Below are 19,800 nucleotides of genomic sequence, written 5' to 3' on the forward strand. Positions count from 1 at the left end.
CACTTCAAATAATCAGGAGTGCTTGCGCTCAACCGGCCGCAACAAATGCGTCGGCGGGGTTTCGCAATTGATCTTTTTCCCCAGCAACGCCTCGATCGACGGCAACTGATAGGAATCATCCTCGCCGGCAAAGCTGATCGAGACCCCCGCAGCCCCGGCACGGCCGGTACGGCCAATCCGGTGCACATAATCATCCGGCACTTCCGGCAGCGTGAAGTTGATCACGTGGCTGATGCCGTCGATGTGGATGCCACGCCCGGCCACGTCGGTGGCGACCAGCACGCGGATCTTGCCTTCGCGGAAGCCTTCGAGGGTCTTGATGCGCTTGTGCTGGGGCACATCGCCCGACAGTTGCGCGGCGTTGACGCCATCGCGCACCAGGCGTTCTTCTATGCGGCGCACTTCGTCCTTGCGGTTGGCGAATACCATCACCCGCTCCCAACCGTTGTCGTTGACCAGGTTGTAGAGCAGCTTGTATTTGTCGGCACCAGCGACGGCGTAGATGTGCTGCTCGACGTTTTCGCTGGCGACGTTCAGCGCCTCGATCTCGACGATGGCCGGGTCGGTGGTCCACTGCTTGGCCAGGTTCATCACGTCTTCAGTGAAGGTGGCGGAAAACAGCAGGGTCTGGCGTTCGTCTTTCGGTGGGGTCTGGCGAATGATCTGGCGCACTTGCGGGATGAAGCCCATGTCGAGCATGCGGTCGGCTTCGTCCAGTACCATCACTTCGACCATGTCCAGGTGCACGTCGCCGCGCTGGTTGAAGTCCAGCAGGCGGCCCGGCGTTGCAACGAGGATGTCGCAGTGGCGCGCTTCGAGGTGCTTGAGCTGCTTGTCGAAGTCCATGCCGCCGACGAATGTCATCACGTTCAGGCCGGTGTACTTGGTCAGGTCGGCGGCGTCCTTGGCGATCTGCACCACCAGCTCGCGGGTCGGCGCGATGATCAGCGCCCGCGGTTCGCCCATGTAGCGTTCCTTGGGCGGCGGGGTCTGGAGCAATTGGGTGATGATGGAAATCAGGAACGCGGCAGTCTTGCCGGTGCCGGTCTGGGCGCGACCGATGGCGTCTTTGCCGGCCAGGGTAAAACCCAGCACCTGCGCCTGGATGGGCGTGCAATACGGGAAACCCAAGTCCTGGATGGCGTGCATCAGTTCCGGGGCCAGTTTGAAGTCGTGGAAACGGGTCTTGCCTTCCTGGGGCTCTACGGCGAAATCCTCGAGCTTCCAGGCGACAACCGGCGGTTTCGGTGCGCGTTCGCGGCGTGGCTTGGCGGCTTCGGGTGGCCGTTCCGGTGCCGGGGAAACGTCTGGCTCGGTTGCGGCAGCGGGCGCCGGCGCTTTTTTATCGCTGACAACCGGCGCGGCGCGGCGCGGCTGCTGGGGTGCTTCGGTACGGCTCGGGCCGTGGACCGGCGTGCTGGTGCCAGGCGCGAGCTGCTCGGCCTCGCTTTTACCGAACATCTTCTTGAGTGCTTTGAGCACGGTCATCTCATCGATTGGTTAAGGAATGTACGCCGGCCAGTGTAATGCAAGAAACGGGCGCGGCGTAGTGTGATCATCAAAGCGTCGGCGTGGCGATTGGCCGCTTAGCGCAAACGCTCGGCCAGCCAGGTGCCGATGTCGCGAATCTCCTCGGGTAACACTTCGTGGCCCATTGGGTATTCCTGCCATGTCACGGTGACACCATGCTGCTTTAAATACTCTTTAGCGGTCCGCCCCATGGGGTTGAGCACCACTTCATCGTATTGACCGTGCAGCGCCAGGACCGGAACGCGTTGCTGGCTGGCAGATAACCGCAGTTCTTCGCTGAACGTTGGCGCATACGTGGACAATGCGATCACGCCGCCCAGAGGCCCCTGCCATTTGACGAATGCCGTGTGATAAACCACCGCGCCGCCTTGGGAGAAACCCGCCAGGAAGATCCGCGAGGCGTCTATTCCGCTGGCTCGCTGGGTTTCCATCAGGTCGATGACCCGTTGCGAGGACGCTTCCAGTTGCTGCTCGTCGATGGCCCGGGCCGGGCTCAAGGCACGGATGTCGTACCAACTGGGCATGGCGTAGCCACCGTTGATCGTGACCGCCTGCGTCGGTGCCTGGGGCAGGACGAACCGCGTGGTGAGCAGTTTTTCCTGCAACACTTCGGCGACCGGCAGGAAATCAAAACGATCGGCGCCCAGGCCGTGGAGCCAGATAACGCACGCGTCGACGGTGCTGGAAGGCTCGAGAATCAAGGGGTCGGTCATGGTGTGCTCCAAAAATGTGCGGGCGCGCTCAATCAGTGCGTGATTACGGTGCGGGCCTGGTGCCTCAGTTAATTAGATGTCGCAATGCTACAACTTTTTGTCTTGACGTGTTTAGTAAGGGGCAAGCGCAGCGGTGTGGTACGGGCTTTGCTATGGGGAAGCCTGAGTGATGATTCTTACGCTGCGCGGTAACACTATCAGCTCGACGCGCCGCATGGGATATCAGAATCCGGTGATGGATGTTCGCCAATAGCCGCTACGGGCTTCGCGAACGTGAAGGGCTACAGCCCGTTCGGCCGATTGGTGAGAAGTGAGTAAGGCCGCTGTTTATAGGCACTCTCATGATTAGACTCATAGCGAAGGCCCAGACGTCGGTTGACCCTAAAAAAAGCCAACAAGGGTCGGCAATGCCTCAAAAGGGTGCGACAGGGCTCAAGCTCCGACACAACAAGAGCAAAACTGGAGGTTTGAATGAAGTTACTGAAATCCACCCTGGCAGTCGTGACTGCAGCAGCAGTTCTCGGCGTCAGCGGGTTCGCTCAGGCGGGTGCAACCCTGGATGCCGTACAGAAGAAAGGCTTTGTACAGTGCGGTGTGAGCGATGGTTTGCCGGGTTTCTCGGTACCTGATGCCTCCGGCAAGATCCTCGGCATCGACGCTGACTTCTGCCGCGCCGTGGCCGCCGCCGTGTTTGGCGACGCCAACAAGGTGAAATTCAGCCAGTTGAACGCCAAGGAGCGTTTCACCGCGCTGCAGTCCGGCGAGATCGACATCCTGTCGCGCAACACCACCATGACCAGTTCCCGCGATGCCGGCATGGGCTTGGTGTTCCCTGGCTTCATTACCTACTACGACGGCATCGGCTTCCTGGTAAACAACAAGCTGGGCGTCAAGAGCGCCAAGGAACTGGACGGCGCGACTATCTGCATCCAGGCCGGTACCACCACTGAGCTGAACGTTTCCGACTACTTCCGCGGTAATGGCCTGAAGTACACCCCCATCACTTTCGACACCTCCGATGAAAGCGCCAAGTCGCTGGAATCCGGTCGCTGCGATGTGCTGACCTCCGACAAGTCCCAGCTGTTCGCCCAGCGCAGCAAGCTGGCTTCGCCGAAGGACTACGTAGTTCTGCCGGAAACCATTTCCAAGGAGCCACTGGGCCCAGTCGTGCGTAATGGCGATGAAGAGTGGTCGAAAATCATCCGCTGGACTGGCTACGCCTTGCTCAACTCTGAGGAAGCCGGCATCACTTCGAAGAACGTCGAAGCTGAAGCCAAAGCCACCAAGAACCCGGACGTCGCCCGTATGCTCGGCGCTGATGGCGAATACGGCAAAGACCTGAAACTGCCGAAAGATTGGGTTGTGCAGATCGTCAAGCAAGTCGGCAACTACGGCGAAATCTTCGAGCGCAACCTCGGCAAGGGCACCCCGCTGGAAATCGATCGTGGCCTGAACGCTCTGTGGAACGCAGGCGGCATTCAATACGCACCACCAGTGCGCTGATGGTTCTATCACCCGGTGGGCCAACCACCGGGTGATGTTCTGTTCCATTCTTTGCGGGGCACTTCATGCAAAATTCAATCGGCGCACCTAAGCAGAGGCTCAGCCTCAGCGATCCACGAGTGCGTGCGTGGGTATTTCAGATCGTCACCATCGTGGCGGTCATTTCTCTGGGCTGGTTTCTGTTCGACAACACTCAGACCAACCTTGAGCACCGGGGCATCACCTCCGGTTTCAGCTTTTTGGAGCGCAGTGCCGGTTTCGGCATCGCTCAAACCCTGATCGACTACACCGAGGCGGACAGTTATGCCCGGGTCTTCGTCATCGGGTTGCTCAACACGCTGCTGGTGACCTTCATCGGTGTGATCCTGGCGACGATCCTCGGTTTCATTGTCGGCGTGGCCCGGCTCTCGAAAAACTGGATCATCGCCAAAGTGGCGACGGTGTACGTGGAAGTCTTCCGCAACATCCCACCACTGCTGCAGATCCTGTTCTGGTACTTCGCGGTATTCCTGACCATGCCAGGGCCGCGCAACAGCCATAACTTCGGCGACACCTTCTTTGTCAGCAGCCGGGGCCTGAACATGCCGGCGGCGTTGATGGCCGAAGGGTTCTGGCCGTTCGCGGTCAGCGTGGTGCTGGCGATCGTCGCCATCGTGCTGATGACCCGCTGGGCCAACAAGCGTTTCGAAGCGACCGGCGTGCCGTTCCATAAATTCTGGGTGGGCCTGGCACTGTTCCTGGTGATCCCGGCGTTGTGCGCCGCGATCTTCGGTGCTCCGGTGCATTGGGAAATGCCGGAACTCAAGGGCTTCAACTTCGTGGGTGGCTGGGTACTGATTCCTGAGCTGCTGGCTTTGACCCTCGCCTTGACCGTATACACCGCGGCGTTCATCGCCGAAATCGTGCGTTCGGGCATCAAGTCGGTCAGCCATGGCCAGACCGAGGCGGCTCACTCGCTGGGCCTGCGCAACGGTCCGACCTTGCGCAAGGTGATCATCCCGCAAGCCTTGCGCGTGATCATTCCGCCGTTGACCAGCCAGTACCTGAACCTGGCGAAGAACTCTTCGCTGGCGGCCGGTATCGGTTACCCGGAAATGGTTTCGTTGTTTGCCGGCACGGTGTTGAACCAGACCGGCCAGGCCATCGAGGTGATTGCGATCACCATGAGCGTGTACCTGGCGATCAGTATCAGCATTTCCCTGCTGATGAACTGGTACAACAAGCGCATTGCGCTGATCGAGCGGTGAGGAAACGCGCATGACATCCCATACTTTCAAACCTGATATGCCGCCACCGAGCAAAGTGTTCGGGCCGATGGCCTGGATGCGCGCGAACATGTTCTCCAGCTGGCTCAATACGCTGCTGACCCTGTTTGCGTTCTACCTGATCTACCTGGTGGTTCCACCGATTCTCAGCTGGGCGATTCTCGATGCCAACTGGGTCGGCACCACTCAAGCCGACTGCACCAAGGAGGGCGCCTGCTGGGTGTTCATCCAGCAGCGTTTTGGCCAGTTCATGTACGGCTATTACCCAGCGGACCTGCGCTGGCGCGTGGACCTGACCGTATGGCTGGCGGTGATCGGCGTGGCACCGCTGTTCATCTCGCGCTTCCCGCGCAAGGCGATCTATGGCCTGAGCTTCCTGGTGCTGTATCCGATCATCGCCTGGTGCCTGCTGCACGGCGGCGTGTTCGGCCTGGCCACCGTGGCGACCAGCCAATGGGGCGGCCTGATGCTGACCCTGGTGATCGCCACCGTCGGTATCGCCGGCGCCTTGCCGCTGGGTATTGTCCTGGCGCTGGGGCGTCGTTCGAACATGCCGGCGATTCGCGTGGTCTGCGTGACCTTCATCGAGTTCTGGCGCGGCGTGCCGTTGATCACGGTGCTGTTCATGTCGTCGGTGATGCTGCCGTTGTTCCTGCCTGAGGGCATGAACTTCGACAAGCTGCTGCGGGCACTGATCGGCGTGATCCTGTTCCAGTCGGCCTACGTGGCCGAAGTGGTGCGCGGGGGTCTGCAAGCCATTCCCAAGGGTCAGTACGAAGCGGCTGCGGCGATGGGGCTGGGCTACTGGCGCAGCATGGGCCTGGTAATCCTTCCACAGGCCCTGAAGATGGTGATCCCGGGGATCGTCAACACCTTCATTGCGCTGTTCAAGGACACGAGCCTGGTGATCATCATCGGCCTGTTCGACCTGCTCAACAGCGTGAAACAAGCTGCCGCCGACCCGAAATGGCTGGGCATGGCCACCGAAGGCTATGTGTTTGCCGCCCTGGTGTTCTGGATTTTCTGTTTTGGTATGTCCCGCTATTCCATGCATTTGGAACGCAAGCTGGACACTGGCCACAAGCGTTAGGAGCGTAGTTTATGAGTGAAGCGATCAAACAGCCTGTGAGCCCTGAAGGCATTATTCAGATGCAGGGCGTGAACAAGTGGTACGGCCAGTTCCACGTGTTGAAAGACATCAACCTGAACGTCAAGCAGGGCGAGCGTATCGTCCTGTGTGGCCCTTCGGGTTCCGGCAAGTCGACGACCATCCGTTGCCTCAACCGTCTGGAAGAGCACCAGCAGGGCCGCATCGTGGTCGACGGCGTGGAACTGACCAACGACCTCAAGCAGATCGAAGCGATCCGCCGCGAAGTCGGCATGGTGTTCCAGCACTTCAACCTGTTCCCGCACCTGACCATCCTGCAGAACTGCACCCTGGCGCCGATGTGGGTGCGCAAGATGCCCAAGCGCAAGGCCGAGGAAATCGCCATGCATTATCTGGAGCGCGTGCGCATTCCAGAGCAGGCGCATAAATACCCGGGCCAGCTCTCCGGCGGCCAGCAGCAGCGTGTGGCGATTGCCCGTGCCTTGTGCATGAAGCCGAAAATCATGCTGTTCGACGAACCGACCTCGGCCCTCGACCCAGAGATGGTGAAAGAGGTTCTGGATACCATGATCGGCCTGGCCGAAGACGGCATGACCATGCTCTGCGTGACTCACGAGATGGGCTTCGCCCGCACCGTGGCCAACCGCGTGATCTTCATGGACAAGGGTGAAATCGTCGAACAGGCCGCGCCAAACGACTTCTTCGACAATCCGCAGAACGACCGCACCAAGTTGTTCCTGAGCCAGATCTTGCATTGATCCAGTCTTAGGCAGTGAAAATAGACCCGGACTTGTCCGGGTTTGTTTTTTTCTGGGAGTCAGGGTGTCAGGACGATTTCCTGCTCCGGATGGCAGATAGCTAACAACTGCTTCAAATCGGTGCCCTCGCTCAGTGCGCGTACCTCAGCCATCAGATGTGGATGACGATCAAGCAGACGCATCAGCATGAACAGTGGTTGCGGTGGGGCTATTTCGCCCCGCTCGTAACGGGAAAAGGCGTTGTGTCCGCCGCCAGACAGCAGCTTCACCGCGTCTTTCTGCGTGAGCTGCAGTTTGCGGCGGATGCGTTTCATCTCTGTCCCTATCGCCTGGGCGTAATCTTCGAGCAACTGATCGCTCACGCGGGAATAACGTTCCGCGCTGTCGGTGTCGTGATCAAATTCGATCTCACCACAGCTCCTGCACTCCCATCCAGCGATGTCGTGCACCTGCCGTGCTACCTGTTTGTAGTCGATGGTAAAGCTGCGGCCCTCAAAGTGTTGCATTGCGTCTTGGGTACCGCAGTTGACACATTGCTGCGTTTTCATTGGTCTTTCTCCTTGAAGGAGATTACCGGATGGCCACCGCCAGGGCGGTAGGTCACCTTGATGTAAATCTCCCGATCCTGAAATGCCGTGTGATAAACGTCCTGCCAGACTCGATGATCGGCATAGGTCGTCATCGACTTGTGCAACATCCTGTACTCCAGCGAGGCAATGATTCGCAGCATCCTCGCAGTGCTTAACGACATTCTTCGACCGCCTTCCTGAGCGCTCAGTGTGAATGCCTTGCTCCCCAGCCTGAGTACTTCTGCCTTGACCACTGCCAGGTCGTAGTGGGGTGTGCTCTTTTCCATAGAACTGTTTGCCCTGTCCTTGAAATTACCCTTATAGGGTAATTTTTACCAATCGAAAATTTCACCCCTTTTCCCTCCCATTGACCTTAGGTGGTTGCCGTCCTACAAGAAGCTGACTAATCTGTCAGAAAATTCGACCCATGCTGCCAGCCCCTGCGCTCAGCGAACGTTAACGCTGCTTCTCCTGCGTCATCGGCGCAGTTGCGCCAGAGCCTCAAACTTGTCCTCGCCATCACCCTGTATTCGATCCGCGCTTCGAATCCTCGACGCTGTGGAACGACAGGTTCGGCAATGAGCCAAGGCCCTCTGTCGACCGTTGATCAATGAACCTTGAACCCAGAGCTTTCCATGTCCCGCGATCCGCTTGACCTCACCCCTGCGACGCCGAACAAGCGCGCCGCCGAACTCGAAGAATTGTTGATTGACGCCGAAGCCGACGATGAGCAAACCCAGCAACGCCATCCGTTGGTGCGCCGCCCCTGGCTGCTGTTGCTTGGGTTGATCCTGGTGGCACTGAACCTGCGTCCGGCGCTGTCGAGCATGGCGCCGTTGCTCAGCGAGGTTTCAAAAAGCCTCGGTCTGTCGGCGGCCCAGGCCGGTCTGCTGACGACGCTGCCTGTGCTTTGCCTGGGGTTGTTCGCGCCGTTGGCGCCGGTGCTGGCTCGGCGCTTCGGTGCCGAGCGCGTGGTACTGGGGATCTTGCTGACGTTGGCTGGGGGGATCGTGCTGCGTAGCTCATTCGGCCAGTTCGGGCTGTTCGCCGGCAGCGTCCTGGCCGGAGCGAGCATCGGCGTGATCGGCGTGCTGTTGCCGGGCATCGTCAAGCGCGACTTCGCCAAGCAGGCCGGCGCCATGACCGGTGTCTACACCATGGCACTGTGCCTGGGCGCCGCGATGGCGGCCGGTTCGACGGTGCCTTTGAGCGAGCGCTTGGGCGACAGCTGGTCGCTGGGCCTGGGTTTCTGGATGATTCCGGCGCTGGTGGCGGCGGTGTTCTGGCTGCCACAAGTGGGCCAGCAGCACGGCGCGCACCAGGCGGCTTATCGGGTTCGCGGTTTGCTGCGTGATCCACTGGCCTGGCAGGTAACGCTGTATATGGGGCTGCAATCGTCCCTGGCCTACATCGTATTTGGCTGGTTGCCCTCGATTCTCATCGGCCGTGGACTGACGCCGACCCAGGCCGGGCTGGTGCTGTCCGGTTCGGTGCTCGTGCAGTTGATCAGCTCCCTGGCGGCGCCTTGGTTGGCCACGCGTGGCAAGGATCAACGGCTGGCCATTGTCATCGTCATGGTCATGGCTCTGGGCGGCCTGTTCGGTTGCCTGTACGCCCCTCTCGACGGTCTGTGGGGCTGGGCAATCCTGTTGGGGTTGGGGCAGGGCGCGACGTTCAGCCTGGCGCTGACCCTGATCGTATTGCGATCACGCGATGCCCATGTGGCGGCGAACCTTTCCAGCATGGCCCAGGGCTTTGGCTACACGTTGGCGTCATTGGGGCCATTTGCGGTGGGCGTGGTCCACGACTGGACCGGCGGTTGGAGCGCGTTGGGCTGGATCTTCGGCCTGATTGGCCTGGGGGCGATCATTGCCGGCGTCGGTGCCGGACGGGCATTGTACGTAGGCGTCGTCAGCGAAAGGGTTGACGATCTTCACTGATGTCATTTCCATGGCGAATGACGATAGTCTTCCTCGCGCAGGCAGATTATCGTGCCAGCTACTGAAATCTTTTCGGAGCCTTCCATGAGTGACACCCACAACGCCCTGGTGACCCGCTTCTATGAGGCGTTCCAGCGCCTGGATGCTGAAGCCATGAGCGCCTGCTACACCAACGACGTGGTGTTCAGCGATCCGGCCTTTGGTGAGCTGCGGGGCCGTGATGCAGGTGACATGTGGCGCATGCTGACGACACGGGCCAAGGATTTCTCCCTGGCCTTCGACAGCGTGCGCAGTGATGAGCACGCCGGCGGCGCTCACTGGGTAGCGACGTACCTGTTCAGCCAGACCGGCAATACCGTCGTCAACGATATCCAGGCGCGCTTCGTGTTTCGCGACGGCAAGATTTGCGAGCATCACGACAGTTTCGATTTGTGGCGCTGGTCCCGCCAGGCATTGGGTACCAAGGGCCTGCTGCTAGGCTGGACGCCGCTGGTGCGCAACGCAGTCAGAGCCCAGGCGCTCAAGGGGCTGCGGGCATTCCAGGCGAGTCGCTGATAAGATCGCAGCTTGTTTCCTACGTACCTGCTGAACGTTTCGTGATGAGCGCCAACGAATCTTCCGACCTGTCTATGCCAACGGCAGCCGATCCCGGCAAACCTTGGTTCGTCTATCTGGTGCGGGCCGCCAACGGCTCGCTGTACTGCGGCATCAGCGATGATCCGGTCCGGCGCTTTGCCAAGCATCAAAGCGGCAAAGGCGCCCGTTTCTTCCTCTCCAGCCCCGCAGTTTCCCTCGTGTACACCGAAGCCTGTCGCGACAAGGGCGAGGCCCTGCGCCAGGAGCGGCTGATCAAAAAGCTCAGGAAAAGCGCCAAGGAATGCCTGGTGGCCAGTGCGCTGGCGCTTCATCAGCCTGGCTGATAGGCCTTTATCAGGCCGGTAGGCTGGTCCGGTCAGGCGCGCTAAGCTGCAAGACTTCATTCCTGCAGTGGCGAATCTCATGTCAGAGCTGATTCTTCATCATTACCCGACGTCTCCGTTTGCCGAAAAGGCCCGTTTGCTCTTGGGCTTCAAGGGCTTGTCCTGGCGTTCGGTGAACATCCCGCCAATGATGCCCAAGCCTGACCTGACGGCACTGACGGGCGGTTACCGCAAGACCCCGGTATTGCAGATTGGCGCGAACATCTATTGCGATACGTCGCTGATGGCCCGCCGGCTGGAGCAGGAAAAAGCCTCGCCGGCACTGTTCCCCGAAGGCCGGGAAATGATCGCCGCGTCCTTTGCCGCCTGGGCCGATTCGGTGGTGTTCCAGCACGCGGTGAGCTTGGTGTTCCAGCCTGAATCGGTGGCGGTGCGTTTCGCCAAGCTATCGCCCGAAGCGATCAAGGCGTTCGTCAGCGATCGTGCCGGATTGTTCAGCGGCGGCACGACCACGCGCTTGTCTGCCGAGCAGGCCAAGCACCAGTGGCCGACGATCATGGCGCGGCTGGAGCAACAATTGCAGCGCGAAGAGGGTGATTTCCTGCTGGGCGATCCGTCGATTGCCGACTTCGCCATGGCCCATCCGCTGTGGTTCCTCAAGGGCACGCCCGTCACTTCGCCGTTGGTGGACGAATACCCAGCAGTATCGTCGTGGCTCGCGCGGGTATTGGGTTTTGGCCATGGCGCGCCGAAGGAAATGAGTTCCGAAGAGGCGTTGGACGTGGCTCGGAACGCCACACCGGCAGCGTTGCCGGATGAACCGTTCAATGACCCAAATGGCTTCGTGGCGGGGCAACAGGTAACCATCGCGGCGACTGACTATGGCGTCGACCCGGTGGCTGGAGAGTTGGTGTTTGCCGGTAGCGAGGAGCTGATCCTGCGCCGAGAGGACGCGCGTGGCGGGGTGGTGCATGTGCACTTTCCGCGGTTTGGGTTTCGTATCGAGGCCACCTGATCCTCACCAGGACGGTGACGGGGGTTTATCGCGAGCTGGCTGCTCGCGATAAGACCGTCAGTTGCGTCGCTTGAGCTGATCGGTCAGCGACGTCGGCAAGCCCTTGATGATCAAGGTGCCGGCCTCCTCGTCATACTCGATCTTGGAGCCCAGCAAGTGCGCTTCGAAGCTGATGGACAAGCCTTCGGCGCGGCCGGTGAAGCGGCGGAACTGGTTGAGGGTGCGCTTATCCGCGGGGATTTCCGGCGACAACCCGTAGTCCTTGTTGCGGATGTGGTCGTAGAAGGCTTTCGGGCGATCTTCGTCGATCAGCTCGGACAGTTGTGCCAGCCCCATCGGCTCGCCGAGCTTGGCCTGGCTGCTGGCGTAATCCACCAAGGTCTTGGTTTTTTCCCGGGCGTCGTCTTCGGGCAGGTCTTCGCTTTCGACGAAATCACTGAATGCCTTGAGCAGGGTGCGAGTCTCGCCAGGGCCGTCGACGCCTTCCTGGCAGCCGATGAAGTCACGGAAATACTCCGAGACTTTCTTGCCGTTCTTGCCCTTGATAAACGAAATGTATTGTTTGGACTGCTTGTTGTTCTGCCACTCCGACACGTTGATGCGCGCCGCCAGGTGCAATTGGCCCAGGTCCAGGTGACGGGACGGCGTGACATCCAGTGCGTCGGTCACCGCCACGCCTTCGCTGTGGTGCAGCAGGGCGATGGCCAGGTAATCCGTCATGCCCTGTTGGTAATGGGCGAACAACACGTGGCCACCTACCGATAGGTTGGACTCTTCCATCAGGTTTTGCAGGTGTTCCACCGCCACGCGACTGAACGCGGTGAAATCCTTGCCGCCGTCCAGGTACTCCTTCAACCAGCCGCTGAACGGATGCGCCCCGGACTCGGCGTGGAAAAAGCCCCAGGCCTTGCCTTGCTTGGCGTTATAGCTTTCATTGAGGTCGGCGAGCATGTGCTCGATGGCCGTGGACTCCGCCAGTTCGGAGTCGCGAGCATGGAGCACGGCAGGGCTGCCGTCGGGTTTTTTGTCGATCAGGTGGACGATGCAATGACGGATCGGCATGGTTTTCTCGGCTGGCAAAAGGGAGGAGGGCGCGCTCCCCGAAAAAGGGCCCAGTGTACCGCAAACACTGGTTTTGGGAGGCGCCAAAGGTTCTTTCAGACCCGTCCGACACTCACGGAGCATTTTTTTACCGGTTTAGCGCAATAAAGCTGACCAAATGGGTAGGTAGAGGCGGATATTTCACAGGCGTTGTGCTAGTTTTGCCCGGTCTTACGCGAAGTCTCTGCGTTAAGCGTGCATTCAGCATTTGTCAGGTCGAACCAAACCCGGATTTCGGCATCTATTACCCCGATCCGTCGTGGTGATGACCGAGGGCGGCTGATCAGATAGATCGGGCTCGATGGCTGACACTGCACTCTGCAATCCATATGAATTTGATAGGGAAGGAACACTACATGGCTCTTACTAAAGACCAACTGATCGCTGATTTGGCTGAATCTGTAGACGCACCAAAAGCTACCGTGCGTGCTCTGCTGGACCAACTGGGCCAAGTCGTTGCTGATCAGCTGGAAAACGGCGGCGAAATCACCCTGCCAGGTGTTGGCAAGCTGAAAGTCACCGAGCGTCCTGCCCGTACCGGTCGCAACCCTTCGACTGGCGCAGCCATCGAAATCCCGGCCAAGAAAGTGATCAAGCTGGTTGTGGCTAAAGGCCTGACCGACGCGGTCAACAAGTAAGACCGTTTTATAAAAAACCGTGCCGCGGAGTGATCCGGGCACGGTTTTTTGTTGCCTTGGGAAAAGTGCTGCTTAGTCCTTGCGAACCCAGCGCGACTGGCGCCACGCCTGCTGCTGTGCCTCGGTCTGGAAGGTCCAAGCCACGAAACGACTCTGCTTCTGGCCCTGGGACATTTCCACCACCTCGCTGTGCAGTGCTCCGGCTTTTTTCAGGGCGGCATGAATTGCCGGCAGGTTCGAGGCTTTCGACACCAGGGTGCTGAACCACAGCACTTGCCCGGCCACTTGTACGCTCTCGCTGATCAGTTGGGTCACGAAGCGCACTTCCCCACCTTCGCACCACAACTCCGCCGCCTGGCCGCCGAAATTCAACACCGGCAACTTGCGTTTCGGGTCCGCCTTGCCCAGCGCACGCCATTTGCGCTGGCTGCCTTTGGTGGCTTCCTCCAGGGAGGCGTGGAACGGTGGATTGCACATTGTCAGGTCAAACCGCTCGGCGTCTTCCAAAAGGCCCAGCAGGATCTGCTTGCGGTTGGTTTGTTGGCGCAGCTGGATGGCCTTGTTCAAGCCATTGGATTGAACGATGGCCTTGGCCGAAGCGATCGCCGTCGGGTCGATCTCAGAACCGAGGAAGTGCCAGCGGTAATCGCTGTGGCCGATCAGCGGATAAACACAGTTGGCGCCGGTGCCGACGTCCAGCACCTTGACCGTCGCCCCACGAGGGATCTCGCCGCCGTTATGGCTGGCGAGCAGATCGGCGAGAAAGTGCACATAGTCCGCACGGCCGGGCACCGGCGGGCACAGGTAGTCTGCCGGAATGTCCCAATGGGCGATGCCATAGAAAGATTTGAGCAGCGCCCGGTTGAACACTCGCACGGCGTCGGGGCTGGCGAAGTCGATGCTTTCCTTGCCGTAAGGATTGATGATCACGAACTTCGCCAGTTCCGGGGTGCTCTTGATCAACGCCGGGAAGTCATAGCGGCCCTGGTGGCGGTTTCGCGGATGCAGGCTGGCCTTCTCTCGAGGCGCTTTGGCCTCAGTGGTGGGCTTGGGCTTCTGGCGGGCAGGTTTGGGGGGGCGAGGGGCAGTCATGGGCGGGTCGATTCGGGGCTGGCTCAAAAAGTGGCGGGCATTGTCCCACATCCAACCTGGTCGTGATGACTGCTCGATTAAATGTGCGAGTGGTACGGCAGGGAAGTGACGGGCAGAAAAAAGGAGGCCACCAGGGCCTCCTTCTTCTGTTGCGAACCGCCGTTACAAACTGGCAATCCGCGCGTGCTGCTCGGCCAATTTGCCCAAGGCCTGCTCAGCCTCGGCCAGCTTGGCTCGTTCCTTCTCGATGACCTCGGCCGGCGCCTTGTCAACGAAGCCGGCGTTGGACAGCTTGCCGCCGACCCGCTGGACTTCGCCTTTGAGGCGCAGGATTTCCTTGTCCAGCCGCGCCAGTTCGGCGGCCTTGTCGATCAAGCCGGCCATCGGCACCAGCACTTCCATCTCGCCGACCAGGGCGGTGGCGGACAGCGGCGCTTCCTCGCCAGCCGCCAGCACGGTCACCGATTCGAGCTTTGCCAGTTTCTTGAGCAGCGCCTCGTTTTCGTTGAGGCGGCGCAGGTCTTCGGCGTTGGCGTTCTTCAGGAACAAGGTCAGCGGCTTGCCCGGGCCGATGTTCATTTCGGCGCGAATGTTGCGCAGGCCGAGCATGAAGGTCTTGAGCCACTCGATGTCGTCTTCGGCCGCCGGATCGATGCGGCTTTCGTTGGCCACCGGCCAAGGTTGCAGCATGATCGTCTTGCCTTGGGCGCCGGCCAGCGGTGCGACGCGCTGCCAGATTTCCTCGGTGATGAACGGCATGAATGGATGCGCCAGGCGCAGGGCCACTTCCAGTACCCGAACCAGGGTGCGACGAGTGCCGCGCTGACGTTCGACCGGTGCGTTCTCGTCCCACAGCACCGGCTTGGACAGTTCCAGGTACCAGTCGCAATACTGGTTCCAGATGAACTCGTACAAGGCTTGCGCGGCCAGGTCGAAACGGAACTGGTCGAGCTGGCGGGTCACTTCGGCTTCGGTGCGTTGCAGCTGGGAAATGATCCAGCGATCGGCCAAGGTCAGTTCAACGGCTTCGCCGTTCTGGCCACAGTCTTCGCCCTTGTCCAGCACGTAACGTGCAGCGTTCCAGATCTTGTTGCAGAAGTTGCGATAGCCTTCGACGCGGCCCATGTCGAACTTGATGTCGCGACCGGTGGACGCCAGCGAGCAGAAGGTGAAGCGCAGCGCATCGGTGCCGTAGCTGGCGATGCCCTCGGCGAATTCTTCGCGGGTGGCTTTCTCGATCTTCTTCGCCAGTTTCGGCTGCATCAGGCCTGAAGTGCGTTTTTGCACCAGGGTTTCCAGGTCGATGCCGTCAATGATGTCCAGCGGATCCAGGACGTTGCCCTTGGACTTGGACATCTTCTGGCCCTGGCCATCGCGCACCAAGCCATGCACGTACACGGTCTTGAACGGTACCTGCGGCGTGCCGTCTTCATTTTTGACCAAGTGCATGGTCAGCATGATCATCCGGGCGACCCAGAAGAAAATGATATCGAAGCCGGTGACCAGCACATCGGTGGAATGGAATTTCTTCAGGAATTCGGTCTGCTGTGGCCAGCCCAAGGTCGAGAACGTCCACAAGCCGGAGCTGAACCAGGTATCGAGAACATCGTTGTCCTGTTGCAGCGCAACGTCCGGACCGAGGTTGTGCTTGGCGCGGACTTCGGCTTCATCGCGGCCGACATAGACCTTGCCCGACTCGTCGTACCAGGCCGGGATGCGATGGCCCCACCACAGCTGACGGCTGATGCACCAGTCCTGGATGTCGCGCATCCACGAGAAGTACATGTTTTCGTATTGCTTGGGCACGAACTGGATGCGGCCGTCTTCCACGGCGGCAATCGCCGGCTCGGCCAGCGGTTTGGTGGACACGTACCATTGGTCGGTCAACCACGGTTCGATGATGGTGCCGGAACGGTCACCTTTCGGCACTTTCAGGGCGTGATCGTCGACGCTGACCAGCAGGCCGACGGCATCGAATGCGGCAACGATCTGCTTGCGCGCTTCAAAGCGGTCCAGACCGGCGTATTCGGCCGGGATCTGGCCATCGATGCTTTCGTTCAGTGTGCCGTCGAGGTTGAAGACCTGGGCTGCTGGCAAGACGTTGGCGTTCTTGTCGAAGATGTTCAGCAGCGGCAGGTTGTGGCGCTTGCCAACTTCGTAATCGTTGAAATCGTGGGCCGGGGTGATTTTCACGCAGCCGGTGCCGAATTCAGGGTCGCAGTAATCGTCGCCGATGATCGGGATGCGACGGCCAACAAGGGGCAATTCGACAAACTTGCCGATCAGCGCCTGGTAGCGCTCATCGTTCGGGTTCACCGCCACGGCGGAGTCGCCCAGCATGGTTTCCGGGCGCGTGGTGGCAACGATCAGGTAGTCCTTGCCTTCGGCGGTCTTGGCGCCGTCGGCCAATGGGTACTTCAGGTTCCACAGGAAACCTTTCTCGTCGTGGTTCTCCACTTCGAGGTCGGAAATGGCCGTGTGCAACTTGGTGTCCCAGTTGACCAGGCGCTTGCCACGATAGATCAGCCCGTCTTCATGCAGGCGCACGAAGGCTTCCTTGACCGCTTCCGAAAGGCCGTCATCCATGGTGAAGCGCTCGCGGCTCCAGTCCACGGACGAGCCGAGGCGACGGATCTGGCGGCTGATGTTGCCGCCGGACTCGTCTTTCCACTCCCAGACTTTCTCGAGGAATTTTTCGCGACCCAGGTCATGACGGCTCTGGCCCTGGGCTTCGAGACGGCGTTCCACCAGCATTTGCGTGGCGATACCGGCGTGGTCGGTGCCCGGTTGCCACAAGGTGTTGCGCCCTTGCATGCGACGGAAACGGATCAGGGCGTCCATGATCGCGTTGTTGAAACCGTGGCCCATGTGCAGGCTGCCGGTGACGTTCGGCGGCGGGATCATGATGGTGTAGGAATCGCCCGCGCCTTGCGGAGCGAAATAATTCTCGGACTCCCAGGTGTTGTACCAGGAAGTTTCAATGGCGTGCGGCTGGTAGGTCTTATCCATGCGCGGCGGGACCCTATTGGCATTCATTCAGGAAAAGCCGGGAAGTATAGCGGGGGGGGCAGCTACAAGCCACAAGCCACAAGCTGCAAGCGGGATCCGGCTTTTGCTTTTGATTTTACTTGCAGCTTAAAGCTTGTCGCTCGCAGCTGCGGCGACTAGCCGCTCCATCCGCGCATCCAGCCGGCGCTTGATCTCGGTCTCGATGTGCGGGGCGAAATCGTCGATCACGTCTTGCAGGATCAATTGCGCGGCCGCGCGCAATTCGCGGTCCAGGTGCAGCAGGGCATCCGGGCCTTTGGGCTCGGCCTGGGGGGCTGGCTTGGGTTCGGGCTGTCCATTGATCGGATCGAACAGCAGGGGGATCTGTTCGTCGTGCACGGGTTCATGCTCGACCGTATCGGTCAGCAGCGGTGGTTGCAGGTTGTCGTCTCCGAGCAGCTGGCGGATCGACTCAAGGTCATCCAGTAGTTGTGCGGGTTTTTGCGGTTTTGAAGTGTCCATCGAAGGCTCAGAGTCGCTGTAAACGGTGGTCTTGCAGAGGATAGCCCTGTTCGCGGTAGAAGCGGAAACTCTCCCGCGCGGCTTGTCGGATGGCCGGGTCTTCCACCACCACTTCCGCCACGCGGGCGAAGCGCTGGGCGAAGGCCGGCACTTTCAGGTCGAGGTTGACCAGCAGGTCCTGGTGCTGACCGCAGTCTTCCCCAAGCCCCAATACAATCAAGCCCTCGGGCTCGCTTTCCGCCGGGCCATGGGGCACGAAGCTTTCACCCTTGAAGGCCCAGAGGCGCGCATCGAGGTCGTCGCGCTGGGCGGCATCGCTGCAATGCAGGTAGATGCGATGGCCCATGCGCCAGGCCTTTTCAGTGAGCTTGCAGGCGAAATCCAGCCGCGCCGACGGATCGGCGCTGGGCAGGATATAGAAATCGACTTTGGTCATTGCGGTTCCTGAGCCGCCGCTGACGCCACCCGAGGGCGACGCCAACGACGGTCATCGGTGTCAGGCCTTGGCGCGGTCCAGCAGGTACTGGGTCAACAGGGGCACCGGACGGCCGGTGGCGCCCTTGTCCTTGCCGCCGCTGGTCCAGGCGGTGCCGGCGATGTCCAGGTGCGCCCAGTTCAGGTTCTTGGTGAAGCGCGACAGGAAGCACGCCGCCGTGATGGTCCCGGCTTTCGGGCCGCCGATGTTGGCAATGTCGGCGAACGGGCTGTCCAGTTGTTCCTGGTACTCATCGAACAGCGGCAGTTGCCAGGCACGGTCGTCGGCTTGCTGGCCGGCGCTGAGCAGCTGGCCGATCAGCTCGTCGTTGTTGCCCAGCAAGCCCGACGTATGGGCGCCCAGGGCGACGACGCAAGCGCCGGTCAGGGTCGCGATATCGATCACCGCTTGCGGCTTGAAGCGCTCGGAGTAGGTGAGGGCGTCACACAGCACCAAGCGGCCTTCGGCGTCAGTGTTGAGGATTTCCACGGTCTGGCCGCTCATGGTGGTGACGATATCGCCCGGACGCGAGGCGGTGCCGCTGGGCATGTTCTCGGCGCAGGCGAGGATGCACACCAGGTTGATCGGCAATTGCAGTTCGAGCACCGCGCGCAGGGTACCGAACACGCTCGCGGCGCCGCCCATGTCGTACTTCATTTCATCCATGCCGGCACCGGGCTTGAGGCTGATGCCACCGGTGTCGAAGGTAATGCCCTTGCCGACCAGTGCGTACGGCTTCTCGGATTTCTTGCCGCCGTTGTATTGCATGACGATCAGGCGCGGCGGCTGGGCGCTGCCTTGGCCGACGGCGTAGAACGAGCCCATGCCCAGGTCCTTGATCTTCTTCTCATCGAAGACTTCGACCTTGAGTCCCTTGAACTCCTTGCCCAGCGCCTTGGCCTGTTCGCCCATGAAGGTCGGATGGCAGATATTCGGCGGCAGGTTGCCCAGGTCGCGAGTGAAGGCCATGCCATTGGCGATTGCGGTGGCGTGGGTCACGGCGCGCTGGACTTCAGCCTGAGCGGCCTTGATGGTCAGCAGGGTGATTTTCTTCAGGGCGCGGGGTTCGGCTTTCTGGCTTTTGAATTGATCGAACTGGTATTCGCCATCCACCAGGGTTTCAGCCAGCAGGCGGTTCTTGCCATAGCTGTCGCGGCCCTTGACCACCAATTCGTCCAATGCCAGTGCGGCATCGCCGCCGCCCAGGCTTTTGAGGGTGCCGAGCACGCCGGCGATGATTTTACGGAACGGACGGTCGCCCAGCTCGGCGTCCTTGCCCACGCCCACCAGCAGCACGCGCTCGGCCTTGAGGTTGGGCAGGCTGTGCATCAACAGGCTCTGACCGACCTTGCCAGCCAGGTCGCCGCGCTTGAGCACGGCGCTGATGGCGCCGCCGCTCATGGCGTCGAGCTGGGTGGCGACGACGCCAAGCTTGCGGTTTTCACCAACGGCAACCACCAGCGTGGCAGTCTTCAACGTTTCTGGGCTGACGCTTTTTACAACCAATTCCATGTCCGGATCCCTGAGTGAATGGTCAAGAGGCAGGCGCCGGGCAGTGGCGCGCTGGACAGCTGTCTTCCTATGAGGCAGCTTCGAGCGGCAAGCTTCAAGCGGCAAGCTGAAGCAGTACGCGTACTGCTCTGAACTTGCCGCTTGGAGCTTG

19 protein-coding genes are annotated in these 19,800 nt (G+C 60.5%); 9 read left to right on the plus strand and 10 right to left on the minus strand.

Going from position 1 to position 19,800, the window contains the following annotated elements; translation table 11 throughout:
• Nucleotides 1-12 precede the first annotated feature (12 nt).
• Both rhlB and J3P82_RS05750 read right to left on the minus strand, forming a co-directional pair.
• Nucleotides 13-1,488, minus strand: a complete 1,476-nt coding sequence (gene rhlB / locus J3P82_RS05745; RefSeq protein ID WP_434561403.1) for an ATP-dependent RNA helicase RhlB — start codon at nucleotides 1,486-1,488, stop codon at nucleotides 13-15.
• Nucleotides 1,489-1,586: 98 nt separating this feature from the next.
• On the minus strand, nucleotides 1,587-2,243 hold the full coding sequence (locus J3P82_RS05750) for an alpha/beta hydrolase (protein WP_434561405.1): 657 nt from the start codon (nucleotides 2,241-2,243) through the stop codon (nucleotides 1,587-1,589).
• Between the two features lie 471 nt (nucleotides 2,244-2,714).
• On the opposite strand from J3P82_RS05750, the gene J3P82_RS05755 reads away from it, so the two are divergent.
• The 4 genes from J3P82_RS05755 (at nucleotide 2,715) to J3P82_RS05770 (ending at nucleotide 6,877) form a co-directional block, all read left to right on the plus strand.
• Complete coding sequence (locus J3P82_RS05755) at nucleotides 2,715-3,746, plus strand: amino acid ABC transporter substrate-binding protein (RefSeq protein ID WP_434561407.1); 1,032 nt, start codon at nucleotides 2,715-2,717, stop codon at nucleotides 3,744-3,746.
• A 65-nt stretch (nucleotides 3,747-3,811) separates the two neighbouring features.
• Nucleotides 3,812-4,993, plus strand: a complete 1,182-nt coding sequence (locus tag J3P82_RS05760) for an amino acid ABC transporter permease (RefSeq protein WP_434561409.1) — start codon at nucleotides 3,812-3,814, stop codon at nucleotides 4,991-4,993.
• 10 nt (nucleotides 4,994-5,003) lie between these two features.
• Nucleotides 5,004-6,101, plus strand: coding sequence for an amino acid ABC transporter permease (locus J3P82_RS05765; RefSeq protein ID WP_186610952.1), 1,098 nt, complete (start codon nucleotides 5,004-5,006; stop codon nucleotides 6,099-6,101).
• Nucleotides 6,102-6,112: 11 nt separating this feature from the next.
• Nucleotides 6,113-6,877 (plus strand): amino acid ABC transporter ATP-binding protein, encoded by a 765-nt coding sequence (locus J3P82_RS05770; protein ID WP_003178331.1) that lies wholly within the window; start codon nucleotides 6,113-6,115, stop codon nucleotides 6,875-6,877.
• A 59-nt stretch (nucleotides 6,878-6,936) separates the two neighbouring features.
• Here J3P82_RS05770 and J3P82_RS05775 read toward each other — a convergent pair whose 3' ends face one another.
• Both J3P82_RS05775 and J3P82_RS05780 read right to left on the minus strand, forming a co-directional pair.
• Nucleotides 6,937-7,425: a type II toxin-antitoxin system MqsA family antitoxin gene (locus J3P82_RS05775; RefSeq protein ID WP_186643554.1), complete on the minus strand. Its 489-nt coding sequence runs from the start codon at nucleotides 7,423-7,425 to the stop codon at nucleotides 6,937-6,939.
• Entirely contained in the window at nucleotides 7,422-7,733 is a 312-nt protein-coding gene (locus tag J3P82_RS05780) for a type II toxin-antitoxin system MqsR family toxin (protein ID WP_434561411.1), read from the minus strand. Before J3P82_RS05780 ends, J3P82_RS05775 begins: the two co-directional genes overlap by 4 nt.
• A gap of 348 nt (nucleotides 7,734-8,081) precedes the next feature.
• Between J3P82_RS05780 and J3P82_RS05785 the strand changes: the two genes are divergently transcribed.
• From J3P82_RS05785 to J3P82_RS05800, 4 genes are all read left to right on the plus strand, one after another.
• Complete coding sequence (locus J3P82_RS05785; protein ID WP_434561413.1) at nucleotides 8,082-9,386, plus strand: CynX/NimT family MFS transporter; 1,305 nt, start codon at nucleotides 8,082-8,084, stop codon at nucleotides 9,384-9,386.
• A gap of 84 nt (nucleotides 9,387-9,470) precedes the next feature.
• Nucleotides 9,471-9,941: a nuclear transport factor 2 family protein gene (locus tag J3P82_RS05790; RefSeq protein ID WP_434561415.1), complete on the plus strand. Its 471-nt coding sequence runs from the start codon at nucleotides 9,471-9,473 to the stop codon at nucleotides 9,939-9,941.
• A gap of 44 nt (nucleotides 9,942-9,985) precedes the next feature.
• Complete coding sequence (locus J3P82_RS05795) at nucleotides 9,986-10,306, plus strand: GIY-YIG nuclease family protein (RefSeq protein ID WP_434561417.1); 321 nt, start codon at nucleotides 9,986-9,988, stop codon at nucleotides 10,304-10,306.
• A 79-nt stretch (nucleotides 10,307-10,385) separates the two neighbouring features.
• Complete coding sequence (locus J3P82_RS05800; RefSeq protein WP_434561419.1) at nucleotides 10,386-11,321, plus strand: glutathione S-transferase family protein; 936 nt, start codon at nucleotides 10,386-10,388, stop codon at nucleotides 11,319-11,321.
• Between the two features lie 57 nt (nucleotides 11,322-11,378).
• Here the strand turns inward: J3P82_RS05800 and yejK are convergent, their stop codons facing one another.
• Nucleotides 11,379-12,383 (minus strand): nucleoid-associated protein YejK, encoded by a 1,005-nt coding sequence (yejK, locus tag J3P82_RS05805; RefSeq protein ID WP_434561421.1) that lies wholly within the window; start codon nucleotides 12,381-12,383, stop codon nucleotides 11,379-11,381.
• Between the two features lie 395 nt (nucleotides 12,384-12,778).
• Between yejK and J3P82_RS05810 the strand changes: the two genes are divergently transcribed.
• Nucleotides 12,779-13,060: an HU family DNA-binding protein gene (locus J3P82_RS05810; protein ID WP_186640872.1), complete on the plus strand. Its 282-nt coding sequence runs from the start codon at nucleotides 12,779-12,781 to the stop codon at nucleotides 13,058-13,060.
• A gap of 72 nt (nucleotides 13,061-13,132) precedes the next feature.
• On the opposite strand, the gene rlmF is transcribed toward J3P82_RS05810, so the two are convergent.
• The 5 genes from rlmF to J3P82_RS05835 form a co-directional block, all read right to left on the minus strand.
• On the minus strand, nucleotides 13,133-14,152 hold the full coding sequence (rlmF, locus tag J3P82_RS05815; RefSeq protein ID WP_434561423.1) for a 23S rRNA (adenine(1618)-N(6))-methyltransferase RlmF: 1,020 nt from the start codon (nucleotides 14,150-14,152) through the stop codon (nucleotides 13,133-13,135).
• A gap of 162 nt (nucleotides 14,153-14,314) precedes the next feature.
• Complete coding sequence (locus J3P82_RS05820; protein WP_434561425.1) at nucleotides 14,315-17,161, minus strand: valine--tRNA ligase; 2,847 nt, start codon at nucleotides 17,159-17,161, stop codon at nucleotides 14,315-14,317.
• Between the two features lie 126 nt (nucleotides 17,162-17,287).
• Nucleotides 17,288-17,662: a DNA polymerase III subunit chi gene (locus J3P82_RS05825; protein WP_434561427.1), complete on the minus strand. Its 375-nt coding sequence runs from the start codon at nucleotides 17,660-17,662 to the stop codon at nucleotides 17,288-17,290.
• A gap of 7 nt (nucleotides 17,663-17,669) precedes the next feature.
• Nucleotides 17,670-18,098, minus strand: coding sequence for a DNA polymerase III subunit chi (locus J3P82_RS05830; protein WP_434561429.1), 429 nt, complete (start codon nucleotides 18,096-18,098; stop codon nucleotides 17,670-17,672).
• A gap of 60 nt (nucleotides 18,099-18,158) precedes the next feature.
• The gene (locus tag J3P82_RS05835; RefSeq protein ID WP_434561431.1) at nucleotides 18,159-19,649 is read right to left on the minus strand and encodes a leucyl aminopeptidase; all 1,491 of its coding nucleotides are present in this window, start codon (nucleotides 19,647-19,649) and stop codon (nucleotides 18,159-18,161) included.
• Nucleotides 19,650-19,800 lie beyond the last annotated feature (151 nt).

It is taken from the genome of Pseudomonas sp. Z4-20, from assembly GCF_051131955.1.
In the GTDB taxonomy this organism is placed as follows: Bacteria; Pseudomonadota; Gammaproteobacteria; order Pseudomonadales; family Pseudomonadaceae; genus Aquipseudomonas; species Aquipseudomonas marvdashtae.